This is a genomic window from Nitrospira sp. (assembly GCA_016788885.1).
In the GTDB taxonomy this organism is placed as follows: domain Bacteria; phylum Nitrospirota; class Nitrospiria; order Nitrospirales; family Nitrospiraceae; genus Nitrospira_A.
The window spans coordinates 21,407-43,993 of record JAEURX010000018.1 but is presented as its reverse complement, the minus strand read 5'-3'; the positions used below and the strand labels follow the sequence as shown (position 1 = coordinate 43,993).

The 22,587-nt window shown below is 53.0% G+C and carries 18 protein-coding genes; all 18 read left to right on the top strand.

The features are described 5' to 3' along the window. Positions 1–94 precede the first annotated feature (94 nt). The 18 genes from JNL86_05610 (at position 95) to JNL86_05525 (ending at position 22,533) form a co-directional block, all read left to right on the top strand. The gene (locus tag JNL86_05610) at positions 95–928 is read left to right on the top strand and encodes a class I SAM-dependent methyltransferase (protein ID MBL8042379.1); all 834 of its coding nucleotides are present in this window, start codon (positions 95–97) and stop codon (positions 926–928) included. A 129-nt stretch (positions 929–1,057) separates the two neighbouring features. Then, positions 1,058–2,515 carry an oligosaccharide flippase family protein gene (locus tag JNL86_05605; protein MBL8042378.1) on the top strand — a complete coding sequence of 486 codons (1,458 nt, stop codon included), beginning with the start codon at positions 1,058–1,060 and terminating at the stop codon, positions 2,513–2,515. 123 nt (positions 2,516–2,638) lie between these two features. Further along, a complete protein-coding gene (locus tag JNL86_05600; GenBank protein ID MBL8042377.1) occupies positions 2,639–3,979 on the top strand; it encodes an O-antigen ligase family protein in 1,341 nt (446 codons plus the stop codon). A 7-nt stretch (positions 3,980–3,986) separates the two neighbouring features. Beyond that, positions 3,987–5,156 carry a glycosyltransferase gene (locus JNL86_05595; GenBank protein MBL8042376.1) on the top strand — a complete coding sequence of 390 codons (1,170 nt, stop codon included), beginning with the start codon at positions 3,987–3,989 and terminating at the stop codon, positions 5,154–5,156. Between the two features lie 33 nt (positions 5,157–5,189). Then, complete coding sequence (locus JNL86_05590) at positions 5,190–5,759, top strand: hypothetical protein (protein MBL8042375.1); 570 nt, start codon at positions 5,190–5,192, stop codon at positions 5,757–5,759. A gap of 401 nt (positions 5,760–6,160) precedes the next feature. Then, a complete protein-coding gene (locus JNL86_05585; protein MBL8042374.1) occupies positions 6,161–6,379 on the top strand; it encodes a hypothetical protein in 219 nt (72 codons plus the stop codon). Further along, positions 6,376–7,308, top strand: a complete 933-nt coding sequence (locus tag JNL86_05580; GenBank protein ID MBL8042373.1) for a glycosyltransferase family 2 protein — start codon at positions 6,376–6,378, stop codon at positions 7,306–7,308. The genes JNL86_05585 and JNL86_05580 overlap by 4 nt, the downstream gene beginning before the upstream one ends. Positions 7,309–7,482: 174 nt before the next feature. Continuing rightward, a complete protein-coding gene (locus JNL86_05575) occupies positions 7,483–8,388 on the top strand; it encodes a glycosyltransferase family 2 protein (protein ID MBL8042372.1) in 906 nt (301 codons plus the stop codon). Between the two features lie 3 nt (positions 8,389–8,391). Continuing rightward, on the top strand, positions 8,392–9,612 hold the full coding sequence (locus JNL86_05570; protein ID MBL8042371.1) for a glycosyltransferase family 4 protein: 1,221 nt from the start codon (positions 8,392–8,394) through the stop codon (positions 9,610–9,612). A 62-nt stretch (positions 9,613–9,674) separates the two neighbouring features. Continuing rightward, the gene (locus JNL86_05565) at positions 9,675–10,583 is read left to right on the top strand and encodes a hypothetical protein (protein ID MBL8042370.1); all 909 of its coding nucleotides are present in this window, start codon (positions 9,675–9,677) and stop codon (positions 10,581–10,583) included. A 573-nt stretch (positions 10,584–11,156) separates the two neighbouring features. Continuing rightward, positions 11,157–12,059 carry a hypothetical protein gene (locus tag JNL86_05560; GenBank protein ID MBL8042369.1) on the top strand — a complete coding sequence of 301 codons (903 nt, stop codon included), beginning with the start codon at positions 11,157–11,159 and terminating at the stop codon, positions 12,057–12,059. 461 nt (positions 12,060–12,520) lie between these two features. Further along, entirely contained in the window at positions 12,521–13,135 is a 615-nt protein-coding gene (locus JNL86_05555) for a hypothetical protein (protein MBL8042368.1), read from the top strand. A gap of 135 nt (positions 13,136–13,270) precedes the next feature. Then, positions 13,271–14,815: a VPLPA-CTERM-specific exosortase XrtD gene (xrtD, locus tag JNL86_05550; protein MBL8042367.1), complete on the top strand. Its 1,545-nt coding sequence runs from the start codon at positions 13,271–13,273 to the stop codon at positions 14,813–14,815. 2 nt (positions 14,816–14,817) lie between these two features. Then, complete coding sequence (locus tag JNL86_05545; GenBank protein MBL8042366.1) at positions 14,818–16,446, top strand: undecaprenyl/decaprenyl-phosphate alpha-N-acetylglucosaminyl 1-phosphate transferase; 1,629 nt, start codon at positions 14,818–14,820, stop codon at positions 16,444–16,446. A 13-nt stretch (positions 16,447–16,459) separates the two neighbouring features. Further along, positions 16,460–18,868 carry a tetratricopeptide repeat protein gene (locus tag JNL86_05540; protein MBL8042365.1) on the top strand — a complete coding sequence of 803 codons (2,409 nt, stop codon included), beginning with the start codon at positions 16,460–16,462 and terminating at the stop codon, positions 18,866–18,868. 12 nt (positions 18,869–18,880) lie between these two features. After that, positions 18,881–19,492 (top strand): polysaccharide biosynthesis/export family protein, encoded by a 612-nt coding sequence (locus JNL86_05535; protein ID MBL8042364.1) that lies wholly within the window; start codon positions 18,881–18,883, stop codon positions 19,490–19,492. A gap of 57 nt (positions 19,493–19,549) precedes the next feature. Next, positions 19,550–20,734, top strand: coding sequence for a hypothetical protein (locus JNL86_05530; GenBank protein MBL8042363.1), 1,185 nt, complete (start codon positions 19,550–19,552; stop codon positions 20,732–20,734). A gap of 29 nt (positions 20,735–20,763) precedes the next feature. Continuing rightward, complete coding sequence (locus tag JNL86_05525; protein MBL8042362.1) at positions 20,764–22,533, top strand: hypothetical protein; 1,770 nt, start codon at positions 20,764–20,766, stop codon at positions 22,531–22,533. Positions 22,534–22,587 lie beyond the last annotated feature (54 nt).

Below are 22,587 nucleotides of genomic sequence, written 5' to 3'. Positions count from 1 at the left end.
AATGAGACCACTATCCCAAACTAGAACTGCATGCCCGATCTGCTTCAACAGTCAGTGCAACGGGGTCGGAGAAATTTACCATGCACAACCAGCCTTGATTGCCGGATCAGCAGTTGATCTATGCGGAACAAGATTTGAACTTCGGTGCTGCGACCGCTGTGCGTTTCAATTTAAAAGTCCGGCGATTTCAGAACTCACGCTCGCGGAGTGTTATGCGAATAGCAGCGACGATTTGTGGGGAAAAATTGATGCAGACGGAGGTCAACGATTCCGTAGTGTCCGCAATGTGCTCAAGAAATTCGGCCCTGCTCGTTCGATACTGGATATCGGGTGCCACAATGGCGCCTTCCTCAAAACGCTACGCGATGAATACACTCTATTTGGAGTTGAGCCAAGCAGGAAGGCTGCGGAGAAAGCGGCAGCGAATGGCGTTCACATTCTTGGTCAATCGATCTTTGGTCTCGATCCCACTCTTCATCACTTCGACAGAATCACCGTACTGGATGTGGTGGAGCACCTTCTTGACCCCATGCCCTTCCTCACACGCGCTCGAGACCTCCTACGTCCAGGAGGTGTGCTCTTGATACAAACAGGAGACTCGGCCGCCTGGCAGTGGCGCTTGGAGCGGAATCTACATTGGTACTGTAGCTTACCAGAGCATGTCAGTTTTTACTGTGCTGCCACTTTTGACTTTATGGCCGCGCAGTTAGGAATGGAACGCCTCTACTACCGAAGAATTCGACAAAGAAGGTCAACACTTGTGCAAAGAACTATTGAGACAAGCAAGAACTTGGGTTTCATGGCAGCAAATAGACTGCGAGGCCTGAGGCTTCGGAGACTTGCGCAAATATTTCTCTGTCGTCGAGCACCAGTCTGGATCACAGCTCGCGATCATATGCTTTATGCATGTCAGAAACCTTTTCACTAAATCCGATGCGACGCGCGCGAGTTCATTAGATTAATCCGTTCCTATATTCAAAAAATGAATAACCTCGACACTAGCCCGCCAATGACGGGGCGTCCATTGAGAAACACGGTCAGGTGGAGCGCAATCTGGATGCTCTTTAATACTGGAGCCGCGAAGATTTTGGGAGTTAGTGCCCAAATCACCCTTGGATGGCTTCTGAGTCACGACGATTTTGCACTATATGCGATTGCCGTTTCTGTCACCTCTTTTACGGCTTTACTATCAGACAATGGACTTCGGAATTTTCTTATTCAAAAACAAGGTGACTACGATCGTTTCAAGGGCCCTGTCTTCTGGCTATCATTGACGCTCAATGTTGCTGCAGGCGCTGTCATATTATGCATTGCTCCCGCTCTAGCCCATGCTTACAAAGAGCCAGGATTGCAAGTTGTTCTTGCGGTAATTGCATGTGCTTCTGTTGTAGCAACTCCAGCCACCGTGCTTTCCGCAAAACTTCGCATCGGGCTTGAGTTCCGCATCTTATCGCTAATACAGATATCCTCTTCCGTTATTCGGTGTGTGGGGATGGTTGGCCTCGCGTGGTATGGTCTCGGGCCATTGAGTTTTGTTTTGCCAGTTATCGTCTCTAGTGTATGCGAGAGTATAGCCATTTGGTGGATCACTCGATTAACGCCCTGGCTCGACCCAACTGGCTACCAACAATGGCCGTATATCCTAGGCCAAACGAAATGGATTCTGCTGAGCGCATGCGCTACTGGTATCTTCAATAACGGCCTCTATTTTACCCTTGGATTCTTTGTGTCTAAGTCGGTACTAGGGGTATATTACTTTGCCTATCAATTCGTCGTACAAATTGGGCTGCTGCTCTCTCACAACCTGTTCCAAGTATTATTCCCGGCATTTTCTCAGCTGACACACGATCCTCAACGATCCAGACTCGCCCTAGAACGTTCGTTGCAGCTGGCAACCTGGTTGGCCGCTCCGACTCTCGCAGTTATCGCCATTTACGACCCACTAGAAGCGCTTGTCTGGCAAGGAAAGTGGCTGGAGTCCGTCCAACCAGTCCAAATTCTATGTGTATTTTACCCAATAACGGTTGTTTTGAGTGTTGTGAATGCTTCTCAGGCGGCACTTGGACACTTCCAACAGATGGCGGTGATGATGCTTCTGCTCGCAGCAGCAACTATTGCAGGCGGAATGGTTGGGGCCACTTTGACAAAGAATGCTATTGGAGTAGCCCTGGGGGCCGGATCCTGCTTATTTGCCGGATCTCTCGTATACCTGAGAAGCATTCTTGAGACCTCCGGGATTGCTACTTCCTTGGTGTTGATTAGTCTGTCTCAGAGGTGGGCGATAGCTTTGCTTTCGGCAGGTATTTCAGTCCTTATGGATGGCTTTCTGATGACGTTCTTAACACCGGCAGTAAGAGTTCTCGCCAACGGCTTGTTGTTCGTATCCATTTTCACGATAGCTAGCAGAACCATTTTCCCCAGGCAAATGCTGCAGATGGCTGAAGTAATGCCAAATCGATTGCGTACTCCTTTCGTCCGCCTAATGAGACTCTCTACGTTTGAATGTGCGCCTTGACTTGCAGAAGAATCATAATAATTAACGGCCGGATGCTTTATGGATAATGGCAGATGCTCCGCTGCCATGCCATCTGAAAGATATCGTAAGCGAAGAACCATACTCTAGGCAGAAGATTCAATCATGGTCTCTGGTACGATCGGGCTACTTGCATATGGAAGCATCTGTTTCTTCCTCGTTGTTGTCTCCATCAAGCATCCCGCTGTGGCAATAGCAGGTGTCCTGTGCATGTTCGGGTTAGAGCAGTGGGGGCAAGCGACTACGAGATTTTTCGCTCATCATCAGAGCGCAACAAATCTGCTAATTGGTGGAATTCTAGTATTCGCTCTCACGATTCAATTCATCCGAAAAGGATTAGATCTTTTTAAGGGATACCCCGCAATCGGTTGGCTCACCATGGCATTTTTTCTCTATGCATTTGCGTCTACTCAGTGGGCACCTCGCCCAGATCTTAGTTTGAATCTGTGGGCAAGCCGCTGGCCGTACCTTGTTACCATTATATTGCTGTGTCCTTTGTTGATTACTGAGGCTCGAGACATCCATGCAGCAAATGCTGGATTGGCGCTGATTGGAGGAATTCTGTCCGTGCTCTTACTCTTCTTTGTGAAGTGGGACTCACGGCGAATAGTGCTTGATGGCAATTTAGGAAATCCACTTGCCATTGCCGCAATGGCGGGCCTGGTGGTGATAATTCTCATTCTGACTGAGCCCTGGCCACGATCCGCTGTGTCGTTTCCCCTAAAGTGGGCATTCGTCGCGCTGGCATTGGCGTTGATTGTGCGCTCAGGCTCTCGCGGACAATTGCTAGCAGTACTGGTAGCTTGCCTCTTGTGCTGGCCAATTAGTCGTGGACTCAGAAACGTGAAGCAATTTGCTGTTCTTGCCCTGGTAGTACTGTTTATCAGCGTCGCGATCGGTTGGACCATGCAAGAATTTTGGGGAAAAGAGGTTGCAAGCGGAAAGGGAAGATGGAACGAACAATCCGCCCAACAGGATGTTTCCGGGCGGCTTGACAATGCTTTGCTAATGGTAGAACTCGCCGCTGAAACACCAACCACCTTTATCTTTGGCCTCGGCAATTCAGCAGCCTACGACCATCGCATACTCGGAATTTATCCGCATTTTCTACCGTTAGAGGTGCTCGCCGAAGAAGGCGTGTTCGGCTTTGCTTTGTACGCAGTGATCTTCCTCCTGACGCTTCGTTCTTCCTACAGGGCACTTCATTTGTCGCAAGGTGATTCGGATTTTAAAATGCTCGTGGCTGGCCTTCTCGGCATGTATCTGTTCACAGTCATCCTTTCGCTCAAGCAGGGAAGTCTACTGGTTAATCTTGAACCCTTTATGTTGGGGATCGGGCTGGGACGATTCGAGAAAGTCCTGGCAAGAAGAGGCTCCAATGCCCAATCCCCAACCGAGGTTTCCAGTCTTTCTTTTGGATATCTGTCCAACCAGGCGTCGTCGTAAGAGAGATATGAGTGAATCGACGGTTTGCTCTCGTATTGAAAAGCGGCGCGTTGCAGTTGTCTATCACTTTTTTGCCCATTACCGCGCGGCGATCATGCAGACGCTGCTAGCGTCGGAGGCCATCGATTATTTCTTGATAAGCGATTTACATGAACCCAGTAACGAGATCGAGGCATGGGAGCCGCCCAAGGATCGATGGCGTTGGTCTCCTTGCTTTAGACTCGGCGCGAATTTCATTTGGCAAAAGGGGTTGTTGCGCCTCGCGATGCAACCAGAAACGGACGCAATAATTTTTCTGGGGAATGCGAATTTTTTAAGTACGTGGTGTTCGGCTGGCCTGGCGAGGCTGCTGGGGAAGCGAGTTTTATTTTGGACGCACGGGTGGGTGAGGGATGAGCGTGGCCTGAAACGGCTTGTTAGGAATTTGTTTTATAGGCTCGCACACGGTTTATTGCTGTACGGCAATAGGGCGAAAGCGATTGGAATAAGAAACGGGTTTCCCAAGGAGAACCTCTACGTCATTTATAACAGTTTGGACTATAGACATCAGAGTGAATTAAGAGAGGCCATCGAACGGTCCCGCCTTTCCAGCATTCGAAACCAGTTTTTTAAGAATGCTGCCTGCCCAGTCCTAATATGCACCGGGAGATTGAACAAACTAAAACGCATAGACCTCTTGCTTGACGCCATGTTTTTGTTGCTCGATGAGGGCCTCCACACCTCTCTCCTACTAGTGGGAGAAGGGCCAGAAGAAGCGGCATTGAGGGCGAGGGCTTTAGAGCGAGGGCTCAGCGTTCATTTTTTTGGTGCTTGCTATGAGGAGGAACGCCTGGCGGAACTGATCATGTCCGCGAATCTAACAGTGTCTCCAGGGCAGGTCGGTTTGACCGCGATGCACAGCCTGGCCTATGGAGTTCCCGTGGTGACACATGACGATGTGCACAATCAGATGCCTGAGTCGGAAGCTATTGTTCCAGGAAAAACAGGGGACCTGTTTCGGCATGGTGATGTAGTGGATCTGGCAGAGGTATTAAAACGATGGATCCATCGCCCATGGCCAGACGCGACGGCACGGCAAGAGTGCATTGCGATAATGGAGAGGTTTTACAACCCGCAGTATCAGGCGAATATCATTGCGCGTGCTGTGGCGGGTTGCCCTGCTGAAGGCCAAACTTGATTACGGCTTACGACATGCCTACGAAGTAGTTTAATGAATTTTCTTAACCTGATACGGTCCACGGATTGGAGCTACAAGCTGGCTCGACAAGGTCTCATGACATACCGCCGCTGGCGCTTTGGATTGAATAATGTCCACCATACGTTTTACATGGCGCGCGGCTGTCGGGTGTCGAGTGATCTGGCTGCCCATGAATACAGCTTTGTCAACATCGGATGTATACTCGGACCCAAGGTTGAGCTAGGTCGATACGCCATGCTCGCGCCATATGTGGCCGTTGTCGGCGGAGATCACCTCCACGACATCCCAGGCAAACCGATAATTTTTTCGGGACGACCAGGATTGAAGAGAACGTATATCGGTGAGGATGTCTGGATTGGCTTTGGGGCAATTATTTTTTCAGGGGTGACCATTGGCCGCGGCGCCATCATAGGTGCGGGCACGGTGGTGACCAAAAACGTGCCACCTTTTGAAATTCACGGCGGAGTGCCGAATCGAAAAATTGGAGAGCGATTTCCCGATCCAAAGGATCGACAGACGCATGAACAAATGCTCGAGGGGGCAGTGGTGAGACCGGAATTTTGCCCTCCATGGGCCAAGTAGCGGAAGCGCAACTGCCGGGCTCTGAACACATGGCACACAAAGCTGACGATGATATAGCAGTAAATCTCTCGCATTGTCCGAGTCCGCATTCACTCTGGAACAAGCTTGCTCGACTCCTTTGGCGGGCCGTATGGCGAACGCTATATCGTCCAAGCCCTCGTCCCTTTCACGCCTGGCGGCGCGCTCTCCTACGGCTTTTTGGAGCAAAAGTCGGTCGAGGGGCTCACCCTTACCCATCTGCTGACATATGGGCACCGTGGAACTTGGAGATGGGAGAGCACAGCTGTCTGTCAGAAAAGGTGGATTGTTACTCCGTCAACACGATCCGATTGGGCCCACACGCCACGGTCAGTCAATACAGTTTTTTGTGCACGGCCAGTCACGACTATACGGAGCAGAACATGCCTCTCATCTCCTCGCCAATAGTCATTGAAAATGGAGCCTGGGTGGCAGCGGATGTCTTCATAGGCCCAGGGGTCACAGTCGGTGAGGGATCAGTGGTAGGAGCGCGATCAACGGTGATGCGTGATGTGAGGCCTTGGGTTGTTGTGTGTGGCAACCCAGCGCGGGTCGTAAGAAACCGGACCCTCAATGATGCAGGTGGCCAGGGAGACGTATGAACGGAAGCAAAAAATATGCAGCAACGGTCGTTATCACCACTCGGAATAGGAAAGAGTTGCTTAGGGATGCCATCACATCCACCCTAGCGCAACAAGAGGAAGTCGAAATTATTGTGATGGATGATGCTTCCACTGATGGGACCGGCGAAATGGTAACAGCGGAGTTCCCAATGGTGCGACTTGTGGCAACCGAGACTCGCTGCGGACTGATTGTACAAAGAAACCGTGCAGCAGAAATTGCCACGAGCCCCATTGTTTTCTCCTTAGATGATGATGCGATTTTTTCTACTCCAAATATTATTTCTCAGGCACTACCACATTTTTCAGAGGAACGAGTGGGGGCATTAGCACTACCCTTAATCAACATTATTGGGGGAGTTCCGCGAGAGTTTTATGCAGGCAGGCCAAGTGAAAAGCACGCGTTCTGGGTTATGCATGCTTTTACAGGTGCCGGCTATGCTGTACGACGTGATCTATTTTTGGCTTTGGGAGGGTTTCAAGGCCATCTTTTTCACTGGGGCGAAGAGCCTGAATACTCTCAGCGAATGCTGAATGCTGGCAGAGTGGTACGGTTGGCTATGACCGACCCAATACATCATTTTCCGGCGACAGAGGGTAGGCATAAGCGAGGGAAAAATGTATGGCTTTACCGAAACATGATATTGGCATCATGGTATACAGCGCCACTGCCCGTGCTGATTCCATTGCTGGGCCTTCAAACCGCGCGTTGCGTCGCAAGAGGCGCAAGCAACATTCGCCAGCTGCCCATTGCCCTTGAAGGAATCGTGCGTGGGTATGCTTCCTGTTTCGCCAAACTGGGAAAACGAACCCCGATCTCTCTCCAAACGTTTAGACTTTTCGTTGAGCTAAACAGGCGACGATTCGTTCCCTACGAAGAAATCGCTGCTCGATTAGCTCCGCTCGCCTGATTTCATGGGCCGGAGAACCAATTGGTGGCAGGTAACCTGGAGGGTAACCCGCCCAAGTGAATGGAACCCTGTCAGCAACATACGCGCATAAACTGAGTGGCCGGTCTTCTGTCAAGGCCAATTGAGCAGGTCAGTTTCCTGCCAACACACTGCTTGTATTCACAGAGAAAACGAATGTCACCAGAGAAATTGCCCCTATCCGTCATCGTTCTTACATTCAATGAAGAGCAGAATATTGGGCCATGTTTGGAAAGTATTGTTTCATGGGCGCAGGAGATCTTTGTTGTCGATTCGGGAAGCACGGATCGGACATTGGACATTGTCAGCAAGTACGGGGCGAAAGTCCTTACGCATCCTTTCCAAAACTACTCACACCAGAGAAATTGGGCACAGAATAATGTGCCGCTGTCGCATGAATGGGTATTTCATATCGACGCTGATGAACGAGTATCGCCGGAACTTGCTGCTCGACTTGGTGAACTGTTTGCCGGGAGGTCGCATTCGACACAGGATTACGCGGGATATATGGTCCGACGAAAAATCATCTTTTTCGGAAAACCAATTGTCCACGGTGGCCTGTATCCCACGTACCACTGCAGAGTCTTTCGAAGGCAATCCGGCCGTTGTGAAGACCGGGAATATGACCAGCATTTCCTCGTCGAAGGCCGCACTGCCCTCATAGAAGCAGATTTACTCGAACTGACCGCCACATCCCTCTTTTCATGGACTGCGCGGCACAATAAGTGGGCACAAATGGAAGCCCGCGAACTGTTCAAGGGGCCGGGAAGGGACGCGTCGGTTGCCGTTCAAGCCAAATTGATCGGATCGCCCATTGAGAGAAGGCGGTGGCTGCGATCAAGCCTCTATTCAAGGATGCCCATGTTTTTTCGAGCGCTTCTCTATTTCGTCACTCGATACGTGATCAGAGGCGGGTTTCTTGACGGCACTCCTGGGTTGATCTATCACGGGTTACAGGGGTTTTGGTTTAGATTTTACGTCGATGCCTGCTGTTATGAGTTGCAGCGTCTCGAGAGAGGAGCTTGTGTTCTCGACAATGATTCCTCAACAGCTCACAAGTAGAAGATGAAGATCGTTTTCGTCAATCGTTTTTTTTTTCCTGATCACTCTGCAACGAGTCAATTGTTGACGGACGTGACGGTTCACCTCGCAGAAGCGGGGTATGAGGTTGCTGTCGTGACAAGCCGGCAAACCTACGACAACCCACTGGCGCTCTACCCCGCAAGAGCCAACGAGCAAGGCGTCCGTGTCGTTCGCGTCTGGTCCACCATGTTCGGCCGGCGGCACTTACCTGGCCGGACGCTCGACTATGCCACGTTTTACGCAAGTGCCCTCTGGAGTTTACTCGCACTGACGAAAAAAGACGATGTCATCGTGGCCAAAACCGACCCGCCGTTGATCTCGGTTCTCGCTGCAATGGTGACTCGACTCCGGGGTGCACTTCTGGTCAATTGGATTCAGGACTTATTTCCCGAAGTTGTCTCAAGCTTGCTCGGTGGACGGGCGGGAAAGTTCTTCTGGAGCCTGCGATCTCTTCGAAATTGGTCTCTCTTGTCTGCCAAATGGAATGTCGTGATCGGCAAGCAAATGCAGCTCAGGCTGGAAAGAGAGGGCATTCCTGCCGAGAACATTCAAGTTATTCACAATTGGGCGGATGGACAGGCCATTCGTCCCATTGATCGAGAACACAACGAACTCAGGCGTGAGTGGAACCTGCAACATCGCTTTGTGGTTGGGTACTCGGGAAACTTCGGTAGGGCACATGACTTCAAAACGATCCTAGATGTGGTGCAGTTGCTCCGAAATGAGAACCACATCATATTCGTATTCATCGGAGGCGGAGCTCAACACGATTGGTTGAGAGGAGCGCTTGTCCAGAAGGGCCTGACTAACGTGGTGTTTAAACCCTACCAACCTCGTGAACAGCTGCACCTCAGTCTTTGTGTTCCGGATCTCCATCTTATCTCGCTACAGCCATCACTCGAAGGGCTGATCGTTCCTAGCAAATTTTATGGAATTGCCGCCGCAGGGCGACCAACACTTTATCTAGGCGATACAGAGGGAGAAGTCCCTCGAATACTACGCGAGTCGAATTGTGGATTTGCCGTTCCACTAGGCCAAGCCGAATCAGCTGCAGAGATTATTCGTTCGCTCGCGAAAGACACCGCCAAATGTGCGCGTTATGGCCAAAACGCAAGAGATTTGTTCGACGCTCAATTCGACAAAACTCGAGCCGAGCGTGCTTGGCGGTTGCTCCTCAAGAACTGCGCGGATCATCGCGCATGACAAAGGAGAAGTTTGAAGTGAATCGGGATGGAGTGGAGTCTCCTATCTATCAAGGAGGGAAGATGCTCTCTCGTAAACACCTCGCGAGAATTGTCTGCACCTATGGAATGGTAGCCATGGCTCTCTGGAGTATGCTCCTTCCGACTTCTCTAGCCCTCGGCCAACAAGCTGGTGAGGAACGATCGTTTCTCCTCTTTGACGGAACCCTGTACAAAGATAAGCCCGATTTTTCTGCGTACGGCATACGCCCCATCTCACTCGCCTATGCCGGAGCGCTTGGGACAGACTGGCATCGCTCTCCGGAGCAACTGCCCGATAAGAAGCAGGTTGAAAAAGTAGCTCGAGAGTCCCGAACACGGGCTGATCACGTGGTGATTGATATCGAACATTGGCCGCTCCATGGTGATGCCCAAGAAGTGGGGAGAAGTATTCGAAAGTTCCTCGCCGTGCTGGAGTGGTTCAAGGAGGCAGTCCCTAGTCTCAACGTCGGCTTTTACGGAGTCCCTCCCATACGCGACTACTGGCGAGTTATGAAAGGACCCGCAAGTAGAGAGTGGGGAACATGGAAACAAGAAAACGATGCACTTCGCAGCCTTGCTGATGCAGTAGATACGCTATATCCCTCCCTGTATACGTTTTATTCGGATCAGGAAGGGTGGGTGCGGTTTGCTCGGGCCCAAATTGAAGAAGCACGTCGATACGGGAAAGGCAAACCGGTATACGTATTCTTATGGCCGCAGTACCACAACTCCAATCGCATGCTCGCGGGAACATACCTACCCGCCGATTACTGGAGGCTTGAACTGGACACTGCGAGGCAGTACGCCGATGGGATCATCCTGTGGGGTGGGTGGGGAAGTAACAATCGGCCAGCGAAATGGGACGACGATGCGACTTGGTGGAAGGTGACCAAAGACTTTATCAAGACGATTCAGGGACCAAGAGCGTCGGGCAATCCAAAGGCAGAATAACAACACTATGTATGCTCAGCCTACTGGCCGAGACGGTGAGAGCCTGCTCGTTGCTATCGGCAACAATTCTCTTCAGCGGGATGGTTAGATCATGAACAGATAAACGACAGACAGTTTGACACGATCATTGCTTCATATCGATACATCACTTGTGTCATTCCTGCACCCCATCTGCTTCCGCAGTTTCTTTTTATCGCCACTCGCTGCCTGATTAGCCTCTGCTCCCACCACTTCGACCATACGATCGTGCATGTAATCTCATCGTTCACACTTGACAGTTTTCACTCTTAAGTTGCTTTACTTGAGTGTTAACATTTACGTTTAATTTGGCGAGTGACGCGACACATTCAGTCTTCACGCCTTCCTGTCAGATTTCAGGAAAGAATGCATGCGCTCATCGGCGTTAATCAAGTTGTCATTGCTTGCAACCGATGAACATGTATGCATCGCGTGCTTGCTTGTTCTGCAATCCCTTAATGGCCTCGCATCAGGCTCACTCGTCTGATGGAAGTTGCAGAGACGCTCGACGGTGCATGAAACAATCGTTTGTAGGAACGGATGAGGAGAGTACACATGATGAACATGACACAGAGAGGCCCCATCATTTTCGCGACCATAGTTGCGGTGGTGCTCGGGATATTCTCAGCTTTCTGGTTTGTCAGTGGGGTAGTGGAACCAGTCGTGCACGCACAAGCCTTGCCCAATCAAAAGTCATTTATGGTGTTTGACGGGACAATGTATGCTGGCAAGCCAGACTTGTCGGTGTATAGCATCCGCCCCATCTCGATCGCGTATACAGGCCAATTCGGAAATCAGTGGTACAAAAATCCCGATGCGTTGCCTGATAAGAGCGTTGTTCGGCAGGTCGCTAGCGAAGCCTTGGCAAAGAATTTTCCTGTTGTCATCGATATCGAACATTGGCCGTTGGTTGGGGATCCCAACCGGGTGCGTGCCAGCTTATCGAAGTATATGACCGTGCTCCAATGGTTCAAGGAGGCAGCGCCTGGGTTGCCGGTGGGTTATTATGGCGCGCCACCAATACGCGATTACTGGAAGTCCCTCAAGCCTCCCATGAGCAAGGAATGGGCATCCTTTGCCAAGGAGAATGATCAGCTCCGACCTTTGGCGGGAGCGGTGGATATCCTCTTTCCCTCGCTGTACACCTTCTATACCGACCAGGGTGGATGGGTGCGCTATGCATACGCGCAAATAGCAGAGGCGCGACGTAATGCCAACGGAAAGCCAGTATATGTATTTTTATGGTCGCAGTACCACGACTCTAATCCATCGCTCAAAGGAGCCCCCTTGCCGGCTGATTTCTGGAGACTTCAACTTCAAATGGCCAAGCAATATGCCGATGGAATTGTCATTTGGGGTGGGTGGGGTGCCAACGGGCGAATGAACTGGGACGACAATGCTGCCTGGTGGAAAGTGACAAAAGACTTTATGAAGAAATTGCCACCGGCTCAACCATGAGTTGTGTCGCACGGATGGCTCCACCTTCGTCTCGGTGAAAGGGAGGGCCTATACGAAAAGAAGTTCACAACTAGTCTCGTAGGTCTCCCCAGGCTCCAACATGACCTGCCATGATAGGTCCACCTGGCCCCAGCCTTATCCTTGAGTGTCATATTTTGACACACAGTGCGCACAGCATTCAGAGTTCAGTTCGACATGCCTGTAGGAGAATCCATACAGCCTTGTCGGATACGTAGAAATATTTTTCGTTTTTACAAAAAATCCTTGCGCTGCTATTCAGTTTTGAGTACTGTCCAAGATGCCGGTAGAATTCGCACTAAATGTGTCTATACGTAGTTTTACACGCTGATTATTTGAGTTGGCGTTTGTCTCGTCCAGGAGGAAAGAGAATGACTAAGAGCAATCGAAAGACTGTGCGAACCATGATCGGCCTCGGAGCAGGGTTACTGTGTGCGGTGCTCATGGCACCTGATCGCGGCCAAGCAGCGTCAATTTCCTTCAACTTCACTGGATCCGTCGGAGACGTGTTCGGCGGAGTCTTCACCCCGAATGGTTTTGGGGCAGACGGCTTTACCACTGCTCTTCCAGTATCAGGAGGCATCACCATCAATCCGCTGGCGAGAGACTCCAATGCAACTTCCACCATCGGACGGTATAACGCCATTCAGGATTTCTCACTGAGTGTCGGTACGTATGTTGCCACATATGCGCCGCTCACTAGCTTCGTCAGAATCACGAACAATGCTCCTGGTGCCGGCAGCGACATTTACGAACTTAACATCACCGCCTTGTCTGGGAGCCCAGTTAATGGCTTTTCGCCAAGCAGGTTCACGCTCGAACTGACGGATCCAACTGGTAGGGCATTCTCCAGCGATGCACTCCCGGCAGGCGGACCCAGCCTGTCATCTTTCGCACGCTCTGAGTTCCGCCTGCTTTTTGGCTCTGCCAGCACGAGAGTGCAGGGCGCGTTGCAGTCTCTCGTACCGTTGCCGGCGGCAGTGTGGTTGTTCGGCGCAGGATTGATCGCACTGGTCGGTCTGGGTTCTCGTGGTCTGGTGACGAGAAAAGAGTCGTAAGGTTGACTGAAAACACGCCAACCTGCTGTTCAATCACCCGCATCGCTTCGGCACTCGTGGTGTCTAGCGAGTACCTCCGTCTTCTTTCCTCTCCCCCGACTGGGGGAGAGGAATAGTATTCCATCCAGGTGTTCCTTGGCTGTCATCGGATTACTGACTGTAGCCGCATTGGGCTACATCTACGCCGACAGCTTAGTGTTTCTATTTGGCCAATGGGGGCGGGACGACTATAGCCATGGGCCATTCATTCCGATCATCAGTGCGTTTCTCATTTGGCAACGACGAGCGCAATTGGCGGCAGTCGGGATGTCCCCTTCCTGGGAAGGGCCTTTGCTTGTTGCCATCGGATTGCTGCTGTTCATACTGGGAGACTATGCCACGCTGTATGTCTTGCTTCATCTCTCATTGTGGATCGTGATCGTTGGCGTCACCCTCTCCTTCATTGGCCGGCCTGCCCTGCGAGTATTGGCTTTCCCGTTGACGTATCTGTTGACCGCTATCCCTCTGCCCATCTTTATCTACAACACCCTCTCAAGCCAGCTACAGTTGTGGTCGTCGGCGCTGGGGGTCGGATTTTTACAGGCCATCGGAGTCACGGCCTTCAGAGAGGGTAATGTGATCGACCTTGGCCCAGTTCAATTACAGGTCGCCGAAGCCTGCAGTGGTATCCGGTACCTCTTCCCCCTCACCGCGCTGGCTCTCCTCAGTGCCTATCTGTATCGCGAACGCCTGTGGAAACGGCTTCTGCTGGTGATATCGGCCTTGCCTGTTTCAATCTTCATCAATGGCCTCCGTATCGGCATTGTCGGCGTGCTCGTAGAGTTCTATGGGCCACAAGCGGCCGAGGGATTCCTACACCTTTTTGAAGGCTGGGTATTGTTCCTCGCTACCCTGGGCCTCCTCCTGCTCGAAATGTGGATCTTATCGAAGGTTCATCCTCTGCCTGGGTCAACGAAGCTCTCGGAACGGTTTTCCTGGGACATCGCTCCGGAATCGGCGGAATCGGTCACGATCACACCGGGCATGCCACCTCGGACACAGTCCAAGATTCCCGCCTATGTCGGGAGCTTGGCCCTGATTCTTCCCGTTACGCTCCTGTTCCCATCTATCGGGGGACGGCAAGAGATCGTTCCGGATCGTTCGGCGTTTGTCGATTTTTCTATGCGCATCGGGGAGTGGCAGGGAAACCCACAGCCGGTGGAGCCGCAACTCATCTCGGCCCTGCGGTTTGATGATTACTTGCTGGCCGATTATGCGGCACCGGGAGGGGGACCTCTCACGCTGTACATGGCCTACTACCACTCGCAGCGTAAGGGCCAATCCGCACATTCCCCGCAAAGCTGTATCCCCGGCGGCGGATGGGAAATCACCTCCAAGCAAAAAGTGGATCTGCCGATTGGCGGACTCACCGAACCGGTCAATCGCGTGCTAATCCAAAAAGATCGACAGAAACAGCTAGTGGTCTATTGGTTTAAACAGCGTGATCGGATTCTGTCGAATGAGTATCTGGTGAAACTATATTTGTTGTGGGATGCGATGACCAGACAACGAAGCGACGGAGCCCTGATTCGACTATCCGCCGCCGTCGATCCTGGTGACGATGAGCAAGCCGTCGAGCAGCGATTGCTGCAATTTGCACAACGCATTCAACCTCAACTGAATCGGTATATTCCGGACTGACCATGACGAGTGCGGTCTTTTTCAGCTTCATCACCTCTCTGTTCATCTGCATGGCATTGATCCCGCCGCTGCAGCTGAATGCCGGGCGTTGGAGCTTCATGGACCTTCCAGGCGAGAGAAAAGTCCATGCAAATCCAATCCCGCGGGTGGGCGGCATCGCGTTCGGATTCGCGGCACTCCTCTCTATTTTCTTTTGGGTGCCTCAGGATCCGATCATTCCGCCGGTATTGGTGAGCGCGGCGATCATCCTGGGATTCGGTATTTGGGACGACCGTGCCAACCTGAACTACCGCACCAAACTCATCGGGCAATTACTGGCTGTCTTCGTGGTGGTCGTCATCGGCCACATTCGCTTCGAACAGATCCCGTTTTTCTACGAAGAAGAAGCGCCGCTGTGGTTAACGGTGCCCTTGACCGTTGTCTTTCTGGTCGGGGCCTCGAACGCCGTCAACCTCTCCGACGGCCTCGATGGATTGGCCGGAGGTCTGGCATTCCTGAGTTTTGCCGGCATTGCCTATCTCACCTATCTGTCGCACGACATCACCCTGTTAGTGCTGGCAGCGGGATTCCTAGGCGGATTACTGGGGTTCTTGCGATATAACACCTATCCGGCCAGAATTTTTATGGGCGACGCGGGCAGTCAATTACTCGGCTTTTCGATGGGGGTGCTCGTACTGGTGTTGAGTGATCCATCCCGTACTCCTTTCCCGGTATCGGTCGGACTGCTCGTTCTCGGATTACCATTTCTCGACACCATTGCCGTCATGGCGCAACGGATTGCGAAGGGCCGCTCACCCTTCATCGGCGATCGGAACCATGTGCACCACAAGCTGCTGGCGCTTGGACTGTCTCACTATGAAGCCGTCATCGTGATCTATGGAATTCAGGCGGTGATGGTCGGCCTCGCATATCTCCTACGCTGGCAATCCGATGCCCTGATTTTCACCATGTATGGCGCTTTTGCCACGGCTATGTTCGCCCTGTTCGTTGCAACTGAACGACGCCGTGTTCCGTTGTCGGTCTCATCGAGCGGCCGCGTACTCTCCGACACTAAACTGGCCAGAGCAGGATTGTGGCTCAGCGATATGGCCCCCAGGTTTCTGGCCGTCGTCGTTCCACTCTTTTTGGTCGCGAACGTCTTCTTACCGGGACGAGTTCCAATGGATGTCGGATACGCAGCGTTGAGCCTGTTCGCCGTGGTGCTCGTGGGCCTGTGGCTCTTCCCCGAATACCGCTCACATTTCGTGCGTGGAGGGCTCTATGTGGGTAGCGCATTTCTGATGTACATGGGAGAGCAATCCGGCATGTCCGACATCTGGCCTATCTATGTCACGCACAATACACTTCTGGCGCTAATTGCCCTCCTGGTGTTGTTGAGCATGCGCTTTAGCCGTGGCAATCGATTTCAAACCACGCCGTTGGATTATCTGATGGTGTTTTTTGCCTTGATCGTCCCCTTGCTGCCGGAAATGCGTGCCGACATGCCGACGCTGAGCATTCTGGCCGCCAAGTTGATCGTGCTGTATTTCTCGTTTGAGTTACTTTTGCATACCTTTGCCGAGCGAATGAGACAGTTTGGTCTCGTGTCCTTGTGGATCTTACTTGGATTGGGAATCAAGGCATGGCTATGAGCGAGGTGAGTCGATGACCACGACCGTCATCTTCATACTGCAGACGGTGCGACACGCCGGATTGTCAGTGCTCATAGTCAGCCTCATGGCGTGCGGAGGCCCGCAAGAACGTAAGGCGCAATACCGCGCCAAGGCGCAGGAGTACATCCAGGCAGGGAACTTCCCGAAGGCTCGGGTGGCATTACGAAACGTATTGAAGATCGATCCCAAAGACGCGGACGCCTACTTTCTCGTGGCACAAGTAGAAGAAAAGGAAAAAAACTGGCGCAATGCCGTCGCCAACTACCAACAGGTCATCGATATCGTGCCGGACCACAAAGAGGCCCTCATTGTCTTGGCTAAGTACTACCTCGAAGCCAAACTAGGGGAGGAAGTGGGACGGACGGCAGACAAGGTTCTCGAAAAACATCCGCAAGACCCGCAGGCGCAGGCCCTGAAGATTGCGTTGCTCGGACAGCAGGACAGAATGGATCAGGCGACGGCGCGCGCGGAAGCGTTGAGCAAAAAGCACCCGACCGAACCCGATGTCGCTATTCTCCTGGCCACACTGTATGGTCAGAATCATCGCTTGCCGGATGCCAGAGCGACGTTGCAGCGTGCGCTTCAAGCACATCCGCATCATCTGGATCTCCTGCACAATCTAAAAGCTATCCTCGTCGATGCTCACGACGACAAGGCCACGGAACAGGTGCTACGCCAGATCATTCAGGAAGAACCGACGGTATATGACCATCGGCTGAAGCTGGCTCGTTTTTTCGACCAGCACCACGCGACTGATCAGGCCGAAGCCATACTGCGCGACGCGCTCAAAGTATTCCCTGAGAACGAGCAGGCCTGGCTGGCCTTGGCCGACTTTTTGAACATGCGCAGGGGAAGGGAGGCAGCGCAGGTCGCGCTGCGGCAAGCTGCGAAACAGTTGCCCTATTCCACGCAGATCCCGTTCGCCCTGGCCGCGCTGTATGAGTCTCATCAAGATTTCGCAGAAGCAAAGCTGGTCTATGAAACTTTGGCGAAGGACTACGACAAGAAGCCGGCCGGGTTGGATGCGCAGGTCAAAATCGCGCAGCTCGCGTTCAACGCCGGGCGTCAAGAGGAAGCCGAGCGGCGACTGTCGGACGTGTTGCGGCAGAACCCCCGGTCGGCCCAGGGGTTGATCTTGCAGGGCAAGATGGCGTTGATTGGACGAAACGGTAAGGACGCCGTACAGGCATTCCGAACGGTCCTTCGCGATCAGCCGGAACTCGCCCACGTACAGTATCTGCTCGGCCAAGCGTACATGACGACGGGAGACTCAGCATTAGCCCGTGAAAGTTTCGAGCGATCGGTGGCACTGCAGCCTAGCTTGCTCGATGCGAAATTAGCACTCGCGACGATGGAGAGTCGAAGCGGCCAGTCTCAAAACGCCAGGGCGCGCCTGAAAGCCATCTTGACCTCTCACCCCGACCATCAGCAGGCAATGGAGCTCTTGTTCGGCTTGGACCTGGCGGCCGGCGATTGGAGTCATGCCGCCTCGCTGCTGAGCCGTCTCCGACAATTGGAGGGAGAAACCGCCGCGATACTCATGGCGGAAGGTAAGCTCTACGAGAGCCGAAAGGAATACGCTCAGGCCGTGGCAGCCTATGAGCGTGCGGCAGCAATGGCCGTTGATGCACAGGGACCTCTGGTGGCCGTCGTCCAGCTCGATATTCACAATAAACAGACCGAACGTGCACGACGCCGCCTGGAAAGTATCATTGCCGCACATCCCGATCATCCCTACGCCCACGGCTTGATAGGAGAAGTGTTGACCCTTATGGGACGGCGGGATTCGGCCATGGCCCACTTCCGTGATGCGATCAAAATCAATCCACGCTGGCTCACCCCTTGGTTGGACGCGGCAACACTCTCGATAGCCCAGGGACAGGCAGACGACGCAGTTCGAACGCTGAGAGAAGGATTGAACGCGAACCCTGCCAGTGAAGAGTTACAGATGTTGTTGGCGTCGGTACTGGCGAGCCAGAATGCGGTCGATGAGGCCATTGCAGCCTATGACGCCGTGTTGCGCATGAATCCGCGCAATATTTTCTCGGCGAACAATCTGGCGGCACTGCTGGCCGATTACAAACAGGATGCGCCGAATCTTGAACGTGCATTTCTCTTGAGCCGGGAGTTCGAAAAAGACGCCCCGCACCCGCTGTTTCTCGATACGCTGGCCTGGGTGCGGCTGAAAATGGGACATCTCGAAGAAGCGGTTCGCATCATGCGGCAAGCGATTGTGAAGGCCCCAGACCTCCCGACGCTCAATTATCACCTTGGCGCGGCGTTGCATCAGTCGGGCCGAAATGGTGAAGCCAAGATATACCTCGCAAAAGCACTTAAGAGTACAGAACAATTCCAAGGGCGACGGGAAGCACAACAACTACTCGCCCGAACGAACGGATAGGAGTCATGAACTATGCAGCTGCGTTTCAAGATCGTTCAGAGAATCACGCTGGGGTTGATCATCGGAATGTTCCTGGTCGCCACTGTGAGCTGTCAATCCGCCGACATGCGCGGCATATCCAAGGAGGCATCCGCTTCTGAGCAAGGGTACCAACTCGGCCCCGAGGATGTTCTGCTCATTTCTGTCTGGAAAGACGAGCATCTGACCAAAGAAGTGGTCGTCCGGCCGGATGGCATGATTTCCTTTCCTCTCGTCGGGGATATTCCGGCCGAAGGTAGAACGGTGGAGGAACTCCGGTTAGATCTCGCGAAACGGCTGATCAAATATATTCCTGCCGTCAACATCACGGTTTCCGTCGTGAAACCCTTAAGTTACAAAGTCTATGTCGTCGGTCGTGTCGCGAAACCCGGCGAATTCCTGGTCGGCCACTATACCGATGTCCTGCAGGCGCTGAGCCTCGCCGGAGGATTGACTCCGTTTGCAGCAGAAAACGACATCAAGGTTGTGCGCCGGGTGATGGGACAACAGTATACATTCCCCTTCCGGTACGGTGATGTACGGAAAGGCAATGATCTCGAACAGAATATCATCTTGCAGCGCGGCGACGTCGTGATGGTGCCCTAGTTCGTGAAGACGTCATGGTTCCACAGCCGAGAGGGTAGAGGACAATGTTGGCGGGTGATGGCGGGGACTTTGTGTCTGCTGCTGCTCGCCATCGTCACCTGTTGGGAGGCTACTGGCCTGGCAGCCGAATGGTCACTTGTACCCTCGATGAGTAGCAAGGCTTATTATAACGACAATCTCTTGCTGACCCCGTTGCCCCACGATCCGACGTATGGGTACTGGATCTCACCAGGAGTGGAGTTTGCCGGGAAGACCGAGCGGCTTGAGGTCAGCGGCAAAGCGGCACTGGACTTCGTGGATTATTATGGAGGGGAACCGACTCGTTTCACAAATGTCTTCTTGCCTGTGGCAGTGAAATATCGGACAGAGCAAAACGAATGGGGATTCACCGGAGGATTTACCAGAGACAACACGTTGATGGGGGAATTGTTGACGACCGGAATCGTATTGCGATTCACCCAACGAAACCTGTGGAACCTGAATCCGAGTTGGACAAGAATGATCACGGAGAAATTTGGCTTTCAAAGCACACTCCAGTTCAGCGATGCCAGTTATCAAGACGCCCTCCGTCTTGGGCTGGTTGACTATCAGGTTTACGGCGGGTCAGCGGGGTTCCTGTATCACGTCACGGAGCGTGACGATGTGCAACTAGCCGGGACCTACACCAACTTCCATACCACCAATGCTCCATTCGGACTGAGGGCTTATTACCCGGGAGCCATGTTGTCCGTCACCCACAGTTTTACAGAAGGATTGAAGGCCACGGTGTATGGAGGTCCGCGTTTCGTGAGTTCCACTACCCAGGTCGGCGGGTTTAGTCAGACCACAGCTGACACGATCTGGATTTACGGAGCGAGTCTGACCCAACAGTTCGAGCAAGCCAGCCTGCAACTGAGCGCGATCCGCGACATTTTTCCTAGCGGTTTCGGGGTCTTACTCCAGACCGATCGTATCGGAGCGTTAACAACCTATAACCTCACGGACACCTTGACAGCATCGTTGGATGCTTCGTGGTATCTCGTTTCAGGGGTGACCAGTCAGGCTCGGGGAGGTACGCTTCAAGAACAGCGATTGTTCTATATCACGCCGAAATTGACATGGCATTTTTCGGAATGGTGGAGAGCCGAAGCCTCTTACGCGTATCGCTGGCGCGATTCGGAGACCTTGAACGAGCCAGTGATGTCGAATACTTTCATGATCATGTTGACGTATTACCCACCGAAACTGTCAATCTCGAATTAGGTTTTGATCTAAGGAAAAAGGATATCTCCATGACAGGTCAACCGCGATCACAAGAACCAGAATCGACGATCAATCTTGGAGACTACATCGCAATATTCACTCGCCGGAAAACCGTCATTTTCTTGGCAGCAGGCCTTCTCCTCTGTCTCAGCCTAGCAGCCGCCATTCTCTGGCCGCCGACTTTCAAATCCACGGCAACCATTCTGATCGAAGAACAGGAAGTCCCCTCTGAGTTGGTCCATAGCACGATCACCAGTTACGCCGACCAGCGTATTGAAATGATCAAGCAGCAGGTCATGAGCCGCTCCAGTCTGTGGAAAGTCGTGGAACAATATGCTCTGTACACCGGCATGCGACATGAGAATCCGACCGAAGAAGTCATCAAGCGCTTCATCAAGGATATCGAAGTGGAAGTCATCAGTGCCGACGTCATCGATAAACGGACCCATAGTGCGACCAAGGCAACCATTGCCTTCACCGTGTCGTATAACAGCCGGACTCCGGAAGTCGCCCAACGAGTGGCCAACGAATTGACCAGTCTGTTTCTCGGCGAGAATCTCAAAAGTCGGGAGCGGCAGGCGCAGGAGACCACGACCTTTCTGAAACAGGAAGCAGAAAGCCTGTCTCAACACATCGAGGAAGTGGAAGCCAAACTCTCAAAGTTCAAGCAGCGAGCCAGCGGTGCCTTGCCGGAGTTGATGCCGTTGAACCTCCAGATGATGAACCAGGCCGATCGCGAGTTGGTAGATCTCGACCAGCAAATCCGCAGCCTACAGGAGCGCAAGAGTTACCTCGAAGGGGAGCTGGCCACCATCAAACCGAACACACCCATTCTTTCAGTGACCGGCGAACGCATTCTGGACAGTGTCGAACGTCTGCGCACACTGCGGGCCCAGTATGCCTCGGCCGCGGCAAATTTCGCTCCCGACCATCCTGACCTCATCCGGATGAAACAGGAAATTGCTGCACTGGAACGTGACACCGGATCCAGGCCGGAAGGGGAGGAAACCGCCAAACAACTTATCGATGCCAAAGCACGATTGGCGACGCTGACCGATCGACTGGGCTCTGAGCACCCCGATGTCCTGCAGACGAAACGCACGATTACGGCGTTGCAGCACGAACTCGACCGTCTCGGCACCAATGCCCTCAACAGAAACCATCTACGGCCTGAAAATCCGGCCTATATCAACATCCAGGCTCAACTCAACAGCGTGGTCTCCTCACTCGACGGTCTCAAGAACAGCCGCACGATCGTCAAACGGCGGCTTCACGACTATGCCGCCCGTGTGGAACGCACTCCGGAACTGGAGCCGGACTATCTGGTCCTGATCCGCGATCGCGATACGTCCGCCCAAAAGTACCAGGACATCCGGTCCCGGCTGTTGGAAGCGAAGGTTTCGGAGGGTTTGGAAGTGCAGCGCAAAGGTGAACGATTCTCGCTCATCGATCCACCGGGGTTGCCGGAGAGCCCCGAAAAGCCAAATCGGAAAGCTATCGTCCTGCTAGGGCTCATTCTCGCGATGGCGGGAGGCGCCGGCGCTGCTGCCTTGGCCGAACATCTCGACCATTCCATTCGTACGCCTGAGCAATTGTTGCGGGTCGCCCAGGCCTTTCCGTTGGCGGTGATCCCGTACATGCCGAACCGGGCCGATGTTGGCCGTGCGTTGAGACGACGGGGCAGGATCAGGATGGCCGGGTTAGGGGCCGTGGCCCTTCTCCTGCTGCTCTGTCATTTGTTCTGGACACCGCTGGATGTGGTGTGGTTCGCAACCTTGAGAAAATTCGGCATCGAATGACCGTGGTCATCTCCTGACTTGAGGTCGTTGCACGTGTCTGCCAGTATGAAAAGA